Genomic DNA, 13,605 nt, shown 5'->3' on the forward strand with positions numbered 1-13,605 from the left:
GATGTAATAAAGGGCAGAATGTCTGCCCTTATTTATTAGAATGCTAGATAAAGCAGAGCAAAGACAGGGAAAGCAGCGGTTAAACTATCAATTCTATCTAATATGCCACCGTGGCCAGGAATAAGATTACTGCTGTCTTTTATCCCGGAGACTCGTTTGAACATACTTTCAACAAGGTCGCCCAGCACAGAAATCACTACAGTTATTAATGTAATAACAACCATGTGAACAGGGCTAGTAAATTGAATATCAAATACGCCAGCAAAGATCCACGCAACGACTAAAGCCGTGATAATCCCGCCAATTAAACCCTCAATTGTCTTATTAGGGCTAACCGATGGCGCCATTTTTCGCTTACCAATACTCTTTCCTGTGAAATATGCTCCACTGTCAGCAGCCCAAACGATAAAGCAAACAAACATCACTAATTTTGCACCATGATAAGGATCGACGTTGATGTTTGTCGCTCTTAAAATAATGATACTCCAAAAAAACGGGAGTAACGTTAGCAGACCAAAGCCATGCCTCAATACCGTTGATTTTTGCCATGAAGGTAAAGATTTTGGATAACTAATGGCTAACCCACTGGCAATTATCCACCAGATAAACCCAGCACTTAATATTGCGTAATGAGCACTTGAAATGTCATTTAAACTGAATGCATCGAAGGGGATAAAAACAAGGCTAAGTGCACTAATTGCAACCGTCGGTACAAGTGCTAAATATCGAGATTTGCTTTCAACAAATTGAGTCCACTCCCAAAAGCCTAAAATTGTAATGGCAGCAAGGGCCAAAATAAAATGGGGCAGTGCTAACTCAAAAATACCTAGAATAACTAGGGGAGCTAAAATCAACGCTGTAATAATTCGTTGTTTCAAACTAATAAATCCTTATTCGGTTTCCATCAATGCTTTGACTTGTTCGCCTGTACATCCAAATCGACGCTCTCGATTAATAAACCAAGTAACGGCTTCAATAAGACTATCTTCATTAAAATCAGGCCAATACTGCTCCGTAAAATACATCTCGGCATAAGCGAGTTGCCAAAGCATAAAATTACTAATTCGGCATTCACCACTAGTACGGATCAACAGGTCAACTTCTGGAATATCAGACATGGTAAGATGCTGTGTAATTAAAGACTCATCAATAGCCTCAACATCTAAGCTCCCATCTTGTACTTTTTGAGAGATCGATTTTACTGCCTGTTGGATATCCCATTTACCACCATAGTTGGCCGCAATATTGATAACCATACCTGTATTAGTACTGGTTAGAGTTTCAGCTTCTTCAATTTTTTTTTGTAAACGTTCATTGAAGCGACTTTTGTCTCCAATAACTCGAAGTTGTAAGTTGTTTTTGTGAAGCTTTTTTACTTCGCTGGATAAGACGGTAATAAAAAGCTCCATCAGCACACCAACTTCAGCTTCAGGGCGACGCCAGTTTTCACTACTAAAAGCGAATAAAGATACGGCTTTAATACCTAATTTAGCGGCTGAAGAAATGGTTTTTCTGACTGCTTTTACACCATTTTTATGGCCAAAGACGCGAGGCTTGCCTTGAGCTTTAGCCCAACGACCATTGCCATCCATAATGATAGCAATATGTTTAGGAAGGGAATCTGAGAATACTTGAGAATTATGCATAAAAGAGTGAACTACATTCTAACAGCTGGACAGATTAGCATAAAAAAACGCTGAACTGTGTGAGTGCAGCGTTTTTCCAACATAAAGAATAAGGAAAATTAAACTTCCATCAACTCTTTTTCTTTACCAGCTAGTACTTCATCTACATTTTTTACTGCAGCATCAGTTAGCTTTTGAATTTCATCTTGTGCTTTACGATCTTCATCTTCAGAAATTTCTTTATCTTTAAGAAGTGCTTTTAGATCGCCATTTGCGTCACGACGGATGTTACGAATAGCAACACGACCACCTTCAGCTTCACCACGTACGATTTTAACTAGGTCTTTACGACGCTCTTCCGTTAATGCTGGAAGTGGAACACGGATAACCGTTCCTGCAGACATAGGGTTTAGACCTAGGTCAGACGTCATGATCGCCTTTTCAACAAGTGGTGTAAGTGTTTTATCAAATACGGTAATAGCTAGAGTACGAGCATCTTCAGCAATTACGTTAGCAACTTGGCTTAAAGGCGTTGGTGCACCGTAGTACTCAACTGTCAGGCCAGAAAGTAGGCTCGGGTGAGCACGACCTGTACGAATCTTTTGCAGGCTGTTTTTTAGTGCATCAACACTTTTTACCATGCGCTCTTGAGCGTCTTTTTTAATTTCGTTAATCACAATTTCACCTTGATTATGTTCTTTCTTCAAGAAAGCTTTTTATTTGGAGTGATAGGGATAAGCTTGCCAAAGTGTAAACCTTAACAAGCCCGAAAAATTAGTCAGCATCGCTGATTAATGTACCTTCAGTTTCACCCATAACCACGCGACGTAATGCGCCTGGTTTATTCATGTTAAATACACGGATCGGCATTTTGTGATCACGAGCTAGCGTAAATGCAGCCAAATCCATTACTTTCAATTCTTTCTCAAGAATCGTGTTGTAAGACAAAGTATCATACAGCTCTGCGTCTGGGTTTGCTACTGGGTCAGCCGTAAATACACCATCTACTTTCGTCGCTTTTAGAACGACGTCAGCTTCGATTTCGATACCACGTAGACACGCAGCAGAATCTGTAGTGAAGAATGGATTACCTGTACCAGCAGAGAAGATCACAACGCGACCTTGACGCAGTTGACTGATTGCATCAGCCCAGTTGTAATCGTCACATACACCTTTAAGAGGAATTGCAGACATTACACGTGCGTTTACGTAAGCACGGTGTAAAGCGTCGCGCATTGCAAGGCCGTTCATTACCGTTGCAAGCATACCCATGTGGTCGCCAACAACGCGGTTCATACCTGCTTCAGCAAGACCTGCACCACGGAAAAGGTTACCACCGCCGATAACAACACCAACTTGAACACCAAGTTCTACCAATTCTTTCACTTCTTGAGCCATACGATCAAGGATCGTTGGATCAATACCAAAACCTTCTTCGCCTTGCAGGGCTTCACCGCTAAGTTTTAACAGGATACGTTGATACGCTGGTTTAGGGTTCGTAGTCATGGAGTTTACCTTTAAAAAAAGTTGATGATTAACAGTCATGGATGAAAACTAAATGCTTAAAGCAATTTTCATTCATAACGGCTAAATTCTAAAACATGAACTAATATTCATTGAAAAGCACTAGTCATAAAAAGACCGCAGCAATGGCCACGGTCTTTATTCAATCAATACACTAAGGATTAACCTTGTTGTACCGCTGCAACTTCGTCTGCGAAGCTCATTTCAGCAGCTTTCTCGATACCTTCACCAACTTCTAAACGAACGAAGGTAGATACTGATGCGCCTTTCTCTTTAAGAATGTCAGCAACAGTTTTCTTAGGTTCCATGATGAAAGCTTGACCAGTAAGAGATACTTCGCCCGTGAATTTCTTCATACGGCCGATAACCATTTTCTCAGCGATCTCTTGAGGCTTGCCTTCGTTCATAGCGATTTCTACTTGAACAGCTTTTTCTTTTTCTACTACGTCAGCAGGTACGTCAGATGGGTTAACGTACTCAGGCTTAGAAGCAGCAACGTGCATAGCGATGTGCTTAAGCGTTTCAGCTTCGCCTTCACCAGCAACTACAACACCGATTTTTTCGCCGTGACGGTAAGAAGCAAGTGCTACACCTTCAACAAGCTCAACGCGACGGATGCTGATGTTTTCACCGATTTTAGTTACTAGCGCAATACGTGCGTCTTCAAATTTAGCTTGAAGTGCAACGATATCTAAACGCTCTGCTAGAGCAGCTTCAGCAACTTCGTTAGCGAATGCAAGGAAACCTGCATCTTTAGCTACGAAATCAGTTTGGCAGTTAACTTCAAGAAGAGCAGCAACGCCAGCTTCTTCTTTAATGATGATTGTGCCTTCAGCAGCAACGTTACCAGCTTTTTTAGCTGCTTTCGCTGCGCCAGATTTACGCATGTTTTCAATTGCTAGCTCGATGTCGCCTTCAGCAGCAACAAGCGCTTTTTTACATTCCATCATGCCCGCAGCTGTGCGTTCACGAAGTTCTTTAACTAGAGCTGCAGTTACAGTTGCCATTCTCTATTCCTCAGTTAATTCTAAAAAAGATAAAAAACAGGGGCCTCATTAAATGGCCCCTGATATTGACTGTATTTAGTTTGTTTCAGCTATCAATAATGACAGTTGAATATGAACTAAATATGGCTCAGAGCCGCTATTATTCAGCTTCTACGAAACCGTCTTTTTCAGCAGCAGCAGCGATAACAACATCTTTGTTACGGCCTTCTTTAACCGCATCAGCAGCAGCGTTTAGGTAAAGCTGTACTGCACGGATTGCATCGTCATTACCAGGAATGATGAAGTCAATGCCGTCTGGGTTAGAGTTAGTATCAACTACAGCGTAAACTGGGATACCTAGGTTGTTAGCTTCTTTAACTGCGATGTGTTCGTGGTCAGCATCGATTACGAATAGAGCGTCAGGTAGGCCGCCCATGTTCTTAATACCACCAAGAGACTTCTCTAGCTTCTCCATTTCACGAGTGCGCATTAGAGCTTCTTTCTTAGTAAGCTTGTCGAAAGTACCGTCTTGAGCTTGCGCTTCAAGTTCTTTCAGACGCTTGATAGACTGACGAACAGTTTTGTAGTTCGTTAGCATACCGCCTAACCAGCGGTTGTTAACGTAGAATTGGTTGCTGTTGATAGCAGCTTCTTTAACAGCTTCAGATGCAGCACGCTTAGTACCAACAAATAGAACTTTACCTTTCTTCTCGCCAACTTTAGCAATTTCAGCTAGAGCGTCGTTGAACATTGGTACAGTTTTTTCTAGGTTGATGATATGTACTTTGTTACGAGCACCAAAGATGAATGGCTTCATTTTTGGGTTCCAGTAACGAGTTTGGTGACCGAAGTGAACACCAGCTTTAAGCATATCGCGCATTGATACAGTTGCCATTTTAAAATCCTCTATGGGGTTAGGCCTCCACATTTCCCATAAATCCGACCCCTAACATCTACTTGTTTAAGCACAAGCAGTTTTATTGTTGAGGCACCCCGGAACATGTGTCGAAATGTGTGTGATTTAAAGATAATTAGTATAGACAGAAAGCCTAATTCGCCAATATGGAGAAATCAGTCCTTGTGTCCGGCGCGCTTTATACCATATTTCGTCTATCTTTGGCTAGAAAAAAATAAGAATCTCGGTGAGATCACACCGAATCTTTAGCCAAAAATAAATCGCTTATATGATCTCTAAAATTTGCTATAAAACGCCAATTATCTAAAACCACTTTCCTTCTCGGGTTATCGGATTGTTGCGCTTATATGCTGCACTGCTAGAATAGCGCCATATGCACACTCAGGTGCTACAGAATTTAAGAGACATACAATGGCTGTAAAAATTAAAACTGCTGATGAAATAGCAAAGATGCGCGTTGCTGGCAAGCTTGCCGCTGAAATCCTAGAAATGATTGAACCTCACATCCAGGTGGGTACAACAACAGAGGAACTGAACACGATCTGTCATGAGTACGCACTAGCAAAAGGCGCATACTCAGCACCACTTGACTATCATGGTTTCCCTAAATCAATCTGCACATCTATCAACCACGTTGTTTGCCATGGCATACCAGCATCACAAGATGAAATGGGCAGCAATGGTCAGTTGAAACCAGCGGTTTTAAAAGACGGTGATATTCTGAACGTCGACATCACTGTGATTGTTCCTGATGACGAGAATGCAGATCTTAGCGTTCGCCCACAAGGCTTCCACGGTGACACGTCAAAAATGTTCCTAGTTGGTGAAGTATCTCCTGCTAACAAACGCTTATGCATGGTGGCACAAGAAGCACTTTATGAAGGCATGCGCCAAGTAAAACCAGGAGTACAACTGGGTAAAGTTGGTACAGCAATTGAGAAATACATAAAGACAAATAACAAGAACAACCCTCGTGCAAAATTTTCAATTGTTAAAGATTACTGCGGTCATGGGATTGGTTCTGAATTCCACGAAGATCCTCAAGTTGTTCATTACAAAAATAATGACCGTACCGTGTTAAAAGCGGGTATGTGTTTCACTATTGAGCCAATGATTAACGCAGGAAAATTCGGTTGTAGTCTAGACGATGAAGATAACTGGACTGTATACACTGGTGACAGCAAGAACTCTGCGCAATGGGAACACACTCTAGTTGTCACTGAAACTGGCTGTGAAGTGCTGACTTTACGTAGTGACGACGCGATTCCGCGCATCATGAAAAACGTATAAATCACAAACTAAGATGCCATCATAATTCAAATGATGGTCATTATTAGACTAATAACTCTCCTATCCTCGCTTATGCGGGGATATTTTTTATCTAATCCCTTCAGTTCCATGTTCAACATCTGTTAAATTGAATTTATCTCGACCTGCATGGATAGCAAACAATGCCGTACCAATCTCCTCTCATGTTCACTGATGAACAAATTGATATATCAGAGTTAAAAAGCCAGTTAGAAGGTTTTACGCTCTATCAAAAAAACGAATTTCTTAACCACCACCCAGTAACAGATCTTGTGCTTGGACGCTCTGAGTATATGGATTTACTGCTTAACCGCTTGTGGCGGTATTTTGGTTTCAGTGATTTGCCCCATATAAGTTTGGTAGCGGTTGGAGGATATGGAAGAGGAGAACTTCATCCACTGTCAGATATCGACATTCTCGTTGTTTCAAAGAAAACGCTACCAGCAGCCCTAGGTGAGAAAGTCAGCCAATTCATTACTATGTTATGGGACTTAAGGTTAGAAGTAGGTCACGCAGTACGAACCATTGAGGAGTGCATTGAAATTGGAGGAGACGATTTAACCGTTGCCACCAACCTTCAAGAGTCTCGCTTACTTTGTGGAAGTGAAGACACCTTTAAAATTCTCAAACGGAAAGTAGATTCCGATTCGTTCTGGCCCAGCGAAACTTTTTATCGCGCTAAAATACAAGAGCAAAAAAGTCGCCATGCTCGTTATCACGATACAACATACAACCTTGAACCGGATATTAAATCCACACCAGGCGGATTGAGGGATATACATACACTAAGTTGGGTTGCTCGTAGACATTTCGGCGCAACCTCGCTTCTCGAGATGAGTAAATATGGCTTTCTTACGGATGCCGAATATCGCGAACTGGTGGAGTGTCAGGATTTCTTATGGCGCGTTCGTTTTGCTTTACACGTTGAATTACGCCGCTATGACAACAGGCTCACCTTCGCCCATCAAGTCCAAGTTGCCGAACATTTAGGCTATACAGGCGAAGGAAACCGCGGCATCGAAATGATGATGAAAGAGTTCTACCGTACCTTGCGTCGTGTAGCGGAACTCAACAAAATGCTGCTTAAATTGTTTGATCAAGCGATTATAAATGGTGGAGCTACACTAGAAGCTGAAATCATTGATGGGGACTTTCAACGTAGAGGCGCACTTATCGAGGCTCGCAAGCCTGCACTTTTCCAAGCAAGACCGGAAACCATCCTCGATATGTTTATCCATATTGCCAACGACTCTTCAATTGAAGGCGTTAGCCCTCCTACACTTCGCCAGTTGAGAACCGCAAGACGTAGGCTAAATAAATTCCTACATTCTATTCCTGCTGCTCGTGAAAAATTCATGGATTTAGTCCGCCATCCTAATGCTTTACATAAAGCGTTCAGTTTAATGCATAAACTTGGGGTCCTTTCAGCCTACCTCCCCCAATGGAGCCAAATCGTTGGTCAGATGCAGTTTGATTTATTCCACGTTTATACAGTAGACGAGCACAGTATTCGTTTATTAAAGCACATCAATAGTTTCAGCTACGCTTCTAACCGAGATCGCCACCCGATCTGCTGTGAAGTCTATCCTCGAATCTATAAAAAAGAGTTGTTAATTCTCGCAGCAATTTTCCACGATATTGGTAAAGGCAGAGGAGGTGACCACTCGGAGATTGGAGCAGTCGAAGCCTATGATTTCTGTATAGAACACGGCCTTTCTAAGCCAGAGGCAAAGCTCGTTTCATGGTTAGTTCAAAATCACTTGTTAATGTCCGTCACTGCACAGCGTCGAGATATTTACGACCCTGAAGTTATCACCGAGTTTGCTAAACAAGTTAGAGACGAAGAGCGGTTAGAGTTCTTAGTTTGTTTAACCGTTGCTGATATCTGCGCAACCAACCCAGAACTTTGGAACAGCTGGAAACGTACCTTACTTGCTGAACTTTTCCACTCCACTCAACGAGCTCTGCGTCGAGGGCTAGAAAACCCAGTCGATGTTCGAGACCGAATTCGCCACAATCAACAAATGGCATCTGCACTATTAAGAAAAGAAGGGTTCACCGCTCGTGAAATTGAAGTGCTTTGGCAACGCTTTAAAGCTGACTACTTCCTAAGGCATACGCACAAACAGATTGCTTGGCATTGTGAGCACTTGCTTCGTCAAGAAAACCCAAATCAACCGGTTGTTCTAATTAGTAAGAAATCAACACGTGGTGGTACAGAAGTCTTCGTTTACAGCAAAGATCAACCCGCCCTCTTTGCTTCAGTCGTAGCTGAGTTAGATAGACGCAATTTTAACGTGCATGATGCTCAAGTCATGATCAGTAAAGATGGTCATGTTCTTGATACTTTCATGGTGCTGGATCAGCATGGTGAAGCCATTGACGAAAGCCGCCATAAAGCAGTTATTAAACATCTAACACATGTGTTAGAAGACGGTCGCCCAACAAAAATCAAAGCCCGGAAAACCCCTAGAAATTTACAGCATTTCACCGTAAAAACGGTGGTTGAGTTTCTACCAAGTAAGAATAAAAAACGGACGCTCATGGAGTTCAGAGCATTAGACACCCCAGGTCTATTGGCTCATGTTGGCGCGACTTTCTCCAAGCTTAATATCAATCTACACGGCGCGAAAATCACCACTATTGGTGAAAGAGCGGAAGATTTATTTATTCTTACCAGTGATACTGGTGGTCGATTATCTGAAGAGCAAGAGCAAGCTCTGAGAGAGAAACTTACTGAGAACGTTTCTGAGCTTGCCCCATAACTGATAACTGATAACTGATAACTGATAACTGATAAAGAATAATTAAGCCGTCGATTTATCGCTCACAACATACGAAACAATGAACTCGCGAGTATGGAAGTTTAAACATCGGCAATTGAAACAGTGGGTAAGGGATAGAGCGATCTTGCCCACAACTTAAACGATAATACCGATAAGCGCTATCTAGCTCGTCATTTGGCTGCTACATTATTTCTGTCACAACTTATAACATTGATGTATTTCACTAAAAATTTAGAGGTCGCTTATGTTTCCAAACCTCACTGGATTAGGTATTCATGAACCTAAACAGATTGAACGCTACTCTCTTCGTCAAGAAGCTCACAAAGACATCCTTAAGATTTATTTCCGTAAGCAAAAAGGCGAGCTCTTCGCTAAAAGCGTGAAATTCAAATACCCACGACAAGTCAAGAATGTGCTGGTTGATAGCGGTAGCCATCAGTACAAAGAAGTGACTGAAATAAACCGTAATTTAACGCTGGTTATCGATGAATTAAACAAGATCACAAAACCAGCACCTAAAGCTGAAATCGATGTGAAAGAAAAGATTCTTACTGATTTAAGACACCTTGAAAAAGTCGTCTCGAGTAAAATTGCGGAAATTGAAGCGGATTTAGGAAAACTAAAGTAGGAATCTTACCCACTTAAACTTTTAAATTTCGAATACAATTAAAGGGTTGATGCTGAGCATTAACCCTTTATTTTTCTTATAACTTTTAGTTAAACCTCAATCGATTTTATCGCCTTTCTCATCTACCATCGAAACATCCCAGCCAAACTTCTCAAACAAACTTAACCAAGTGTCGTCCAGCCCAGCTCTCATGATCACCTCTTTTTGTGTAAAAGGGTGGATAAAACGTAATTCCGATGCATGTAATAGTAAACGGTGTGAATCCAAATCATCTCTAAATAACCGATTATGCTTGCCGTCACCATGGGATGTATCACCTACAATTGGGTGTCTTAAATGCGCCATATGACGTCTAAGTTGATGCTTCCTGCCCGTTTTTGGCATCATCTCAACCAAGCAATAGCGGCTGGTTGGAAATCGCCCGGTAGAGTAAGGCACTTCAACTTTAGCTAACGGTTCATAAACAGTGACCGCTTCTTGAGGCTCTTTATCCTCTTTAGCAAACTTATCTGCGATTTTATCCAGTTCGACTTTTAAAGCGTAATCAAGAGTATCCCCTTCCTCTATCCAGCCTCGTACAATGGCATGATAGGTCTTTTGCATCTCATGGTTCGCAAACATTGGCATTACTTCAGAAGCAACTTCGCTAGAAAGAGCAAAAACCAGCACGCCAGATGTAGGTCTGTCTAATCGATGAAGTGGGAATACATGCTGACCAATTTGGTCTCGCAATGTTTGCATAACAAATTGTGTTTCGTGCTTATCTAGCCAAGAGCGGTGAACCAACATTCCTGCAGGCTTGTTCACCGCGACAAAATACTCATCTTGATAAATAATCTCTAACATTACGCACAAGCCTCATCGATTTTACCTAAGGTAATCAGTATCTCACCCTTTTCAGAATCCAATTTCCACACCTCACTATAATATGGAGAAATTGAAAAGCCTTTAGGCAACAACTGATTCAATTTTATCATCATATTCATTTTTTGAATAAACACCCATTGTAGCCATTGTTCAGGTTGCAAGGTGTCGATTGCGAATGGTTCAGCACTTGCTAATGCTTGATCTGATGGTGGGCTCACTTCCCATAGCTTCGCTTCGTGCATTTGTTGCTCAAGTAAAGCAAGCAAGGGAGATAACTTTGCGGCAGCTGTCATTTTTCACCAAGTAATTTGTCTTCTGACCTTGAAATTGGGCCATAGAGTACCATCTATTTAGTAAAGAAAGTTAGGACCTTATTACTCATGGAAACAATTCATACTCTTACCCAGTTACTGAAGAATAGTGGCAGCCAATATAATATTTATGATTTAGGCCGACGCATTCAAAAAGTCGATAACAGCCTATTTGCGGATGTTGAACAGGGTAAGCAGCCCTACCCGTTTCCACTTCAAAAACACGCTCATCTTGCGATTGCCTATTGGAACTCAGAGAAACAACCGTGGATATGGTTCTTAAAGTTTAAATTGGATGAACGTGGTTTATTAAGCCAAGGGGATGTTGGTAACTTCTTAAAGTTTGTTATTGAAGCCATGGGCACTCGCCTAAGTGGCGAAATGAGTGAAGAGCAGCAACAGAAGCTATCTAACAACCCATACACGTTCAAACCATCTGAAGACAAGATGGCAGTATTTCACAGCCAAGTAAGAGCTGAGCTAGACTTACCAACAAGCCAATACTATGAACATGCCCAACATTATTTCACAGGTGATCTTGGTTGGGAAAACTGGCAAACAGTAGGGTTACAAGGAATTACCGACATTTGCGCTCGACTGGGCAGCCAGCAAAATGGGGTTGCAGTACGTAAGGCATTAACAAAACTGCCTAGTGAACCATTATATGCAGCACTAGGTGCTTTAGAGCACACAAAGATTTCCGACAAACTGGCGGAACGTATTCAAGAATTAGCAGAAAATCAAATCAATAGCCAAGACCCAGATCTATTTTTACTATCAGCACTTGTACGTGCATTATCCGGTGCTAAAGATACAATCAGCCGCGAGGTTATCTCTCAAATCTTATCAAGCCCTAGACTGAGCCACCAAGAGGTACTTATTGGGTTAGCGGGTCGCAGTTGGCAAACCCTACAAGACTCGAGCACTGCCGAGCAATTTCTGCTTCGCTTAGCTCAAACGGGCAACCAAACACTGTTTAATCAACTTTTTGCCGATCTCGTTATGATCCCTGCATTAAGAATGGTTTTTTTACCGCTATTGAATTCAAGCCCATCTCCAGAGTTAACCAATGCTTTGCTCAAACTTCAACAAGCAGCAAAAGCATAAATCTTGATATTTGGTGCTAGGTATTTGAAATTAGATACTAGGTTTTAGGTATTAGATATTAGGTACTGAATAAGAAAGCTTCAGATTACATGAAAGGAACACATCAGGAATGATAGATAATCTACTGGCGATTTTACTGCTTTGCTTCTTCTGCTTCTTTTTTTGGCAGCAGCGTAGGCAGTCAGAATTAGCAAAATCAGCCATAGCGAAAAAATGTAAGCAACTGGATTTGCAACTGTTAAGTGTCGCTTTCAATGGTCATAAATTGAAAATGCCTGATGAGCTCGCAGTGAAAGTAAAATGGCGCTGGCACACTGTTTACCAATTTGAGTTTTCATCTTTAGGCGACGATTGTTACCACGGTAAGTTAGTCATGATCGGCTTTCGACCTATGCACTTTGAGCTACAGCCCCATAAGATGTAGTCGCTTTACTTCCATACGCTGAATATTGATATAAATAATAAGGGCCAAACTGATCTTGTTTGGCTTCTTGTTGCACAAAACCTAACTTTTCTAGCAACTTGATCGATGGCACATGGTCAATATTCACTGTCGCAAAAACCTCGGACAGCTCTAATTCGAAGCAAGCCAAAGTGAAAAACGGTCGTAGAATTTCCGTCGCTAGCCCCTCATTCCAATACTCTTTATTAATGATGTAGCCTAATTCATGCTTGCCTTCACTTTGTGTCACAAATAAATGCCCTATGTATTCACGAGTTTGGTTGTCAATAACAGCTCGTGTAAAGCTTTGATTATCTGTAATTAAATTTTCAAAGACACGCTTAGCTGAAGCGAGTGAGTGAGGGCCATTCATTTCTAATCGATTGATTGGACAACAATTTAATAGAATAAAATCGTGCTCTAAATGTTCAGTATACGGTACGAGCAGAGCTCTTGAAGTTGCAATCGTCATTCCCACATTCCTTGTGTTGACTGTTTTTCGAGTGATAAGTAGTGTATCTAAAGTGATAACTTAAACTTTATAAAAAAGCGTGATTTGATATTAAAAAGTAGCAAATAAAGAAAAGCCCCGACACCGAAGTGTCAGGGCTATAGTCTTACTCGCAGCAGTCCGGCTACTTATTAATGCTCCATGCATCATCCATAATAGTGGCTGTAATCCTTCAGCTCTTTCCTTTACTTCGCCGTCCTAGCGGTGTCCAATCATCCTGAAAGCTAACAATCCTAGTTAGCGCACATCACTTGTTCCGTGAGCGGTGTCCTTACATCATCCTGATGTTGTTCCAAAACCTTCATCCAAAAGGTGTCCATTGTCATTCCGTTGCAGCTAACATCCTATTAACTGTTGTTTCCGTACAATGTCCTTTACTCCATGCTTGATTACTAATCCTAAGTAACCAAATCTTCATCCTGAAGATGACCAAATCCGTGGTGCTTTCCTGTTCCGTGTCAGTATCCTTCCGACAAGATATAATTTACGCGATTTACTTTTTTGAACAATAGATTCAGGTCACATTTCCGAACACACAATAGTTGTTAAATATATATTACAGTTAAAAATCAACAACTTGATAATTTACAGTAT

14 protein-coding genes are annotated in these 13,605 nt (G+C 41.4%); 5 read left to right on the forward strand and 9 right to left on the reverse strand.

The window, feature by feature from the left end; all coding sequences use genetic code 11:
- Positions 1 to 35: 35 nt before the first annotated feature.
- The 6 genes from F0226_RS17095 to rpsB all read right to left on the reverse strand — a co-directional run bounded on the left by F0226_RS17095 (position 36) and on the right by rpsB (position 5,030).
- On the reverse strand, positions 36 to 878 hold the full coding sequence (locus F0226_RS17095; RefSeq protein WP_171736778.1) for a phosphatidate cytidylyltransferase: 843 nt from the start codon (positions 876 to 878) through the stop codon (positions 36 to 38).
- 12 nt (positions 879 to 890) lie between these two features.
- Complete coding sequence (locus F0226_RS17100) at positions 891 to 1,646, reverse strand: isoprenyl transferase (protein WP_171736779.1); 756 nt, start codon at positions 1,644 to 1,646, stop codon at positions 891 to 893.
- Positions 1,647 to 1,744: 98 nt separating this feature from the next.
- Positions 1,745 to 2,302 (reverse strand): ribosome recycling factor, encoded by a 558-nt coding sequence (frr, locus tag F0226_RS17105; RefSeq protein WP_171736780.1) that lies wholly within the window; start codon positions 2,300 to 2,302, stop codon positions 1,745 to 1,747.
- Between the two features lie 97 nt (positions 2,303 to 2,399).
- Complete coding sequence (gene pyrH, locus F0226_RS17110) at positions 2,400 to 3,131, reverse strand: UMP kinase (RefSeq protein WP_009847418.1); 732 nt, start codon at positions 3,129 to 3,131, stop codon at positions 2,400 to 2,402.
- Positions 3,132 to 3,310: 179 nt separating this feature from the next.
- Entirely contained in the window at positions 3,311 to 4,156 is an 846-nt protein-coding gene (gene tsf / locus F0226_RS17115; protein ID WP_137373558.1) for a translation elongation factor Ts, read from the reverse strand.
- A 139-nt stretch (positions 4,157 to 4,295) separates the two neighbouring features.
- Positions 4,296 to 5,030, reverse strand: coding sequence for a 30S ribosomal protein S2 (rpsB, locus tag F0226_RS17120; protein ID WP_137373557.1), 735 nt, complete (start codon positions 5,028 to 5,030; stop codon positions 4,296 to 4,298).
- Positions 5,031 to 5,462: 432 nt separating this feature from the next.
- Here rpsB and map point away from each other — a divergent pair, with 432 nt between their 5' ends.
- The 3 genes from map (at position 5,463) to F0226_RS17135 (ending at position 9,773) form a co-directional block, all read left to right on the forward strand.
- Positions 5,463 to 6,341 carry a type I methionyl aminopeptidase gene (map, locus tag F0226_RS17125; protein ID WP_137373556.1) on the forward strand — a complete coding sequence of 293 codons (879 nt, stop codon included), beginning with the start codon at positions 5,463 to 5,465 and terminating at the stop codon, positions 6,339 to 6,341.
- Between the two features lie 161 nt (positions 6,342 to 6,502).
- Positions 6,503 to 9,124, forward strand: coding sequence for a bifunctional uridylyltransferase/uridylyl-removing protein GlnD (glnD, locus tag F0226_RS17130; RefSeq protein ID WP_171736781.1), 2,622 nt, complete (start codon positions 6,503 to 6,505; stop codon positions 9,122 to 9,124).
- Positions 9,125 to 9,389: 265 nt separating this feature from the next.
- Positions 9,390 to 9,773: a DUF3461 family protein gene (locus tag F0226_RS17135; protein ID WP_171736782.1), complete on the forward strand. Its 384-nt coding sequence runs from the start codon at positions 9,390 to 9,392 to the stop codon at positions 9,771 to 9,773.
- A gap of 96 nt (positions 9,774 to 9,869) precedes the next feature.
- On the opposite strand, the gene truC is transcribed toward F0226_RS17135, so the two are convergent.
- Both truC and F0226_RS17145 read right to left on the reverse strand, forming a co-directional pair.
- The gene (gene truC, locus F0226_RS17140; protein ID WP_171736783.1) at positions 9,870 to 10,619 is read right to left on the reverse strand and encodes a tRNA pseudouridine(65) synthase TruC; all 750 of its coding nucleotides are present in this window, start codon (positions 10,617 to 10,619) and stop codon (positions 9,870 to 9,872) included.
- Positions 10,619 to 10,933 (reverse strand): YqcC family protein, encoded by a 315-nt coding sequence (locus F0226_RS17145; RefSeq protein ID WP_171736784.1) that lies wholly within the window; start codon positions 10,931 to 10,933, stop codon positions 10,619 to 10,621. The genes truC and F0226_RS17145 overlap by 1 nt, the downstream gene beginning before the upstream one ends.
- 87 nt (positions 10,934 to 11,020) lie before the next feature.
- Here F0226_RS17145 and F0226_RS17150 point away from each other — a divergent pair, with 87 nt between their 5' ends.
- The gene (locus F0226_RS17150) at positions 11,021 to 12,058 is read left to right on the forward strand and encodes a DUF3549 family protein (RefSeq protein ID WP_171736785.1); all 1,038 of its coding nucleotides are present in this window, start codon (positions 11,021 to 11,023) and stop codon (positions 12,056 to 12,058) included.
- Between the two features lie 109 nt (positions 12,059 to 12,167).
- Complete coding sequence (locus F0226_RS17155; protein WP_171736786.1) at positions 12,168 to 12,482, forward strand: DUF3301 domain-containing protein; 315 nt, start codon at positions 12,168 to 12,170, stop codon at positions 12,480 to 12,482.
- Here F0226_RS17155 and F0226_RS17160 read toward each other — a convergent pair.
- Complete coding sequence (locus tag F0226_RS17160) at positions 12,448 to 12,972, reverse strand: GNAT family N-acetyltransferase (RefSeq protein ID WP_171736787.1); 525 nt, start codon at positions 12,970 to 12,972, stop codon at positions 12,448 to 12,450. The genes F0226_RS17155 and F0226_RS17160 overlap by 35 nt on opposite strands.
- Positions 12,973 to 13,605: the final 633 nt, after the last annotated feature.

It is taken from the genome of Vibrio sp. 99-70-13A1 (genome assembly GCF_013114625.1).
Classification (GTDB): Bacteria; Pseudomonadota; Gammaproteobacteria; order Enterobacterales; family Vibrionaceae; genus Vibrio.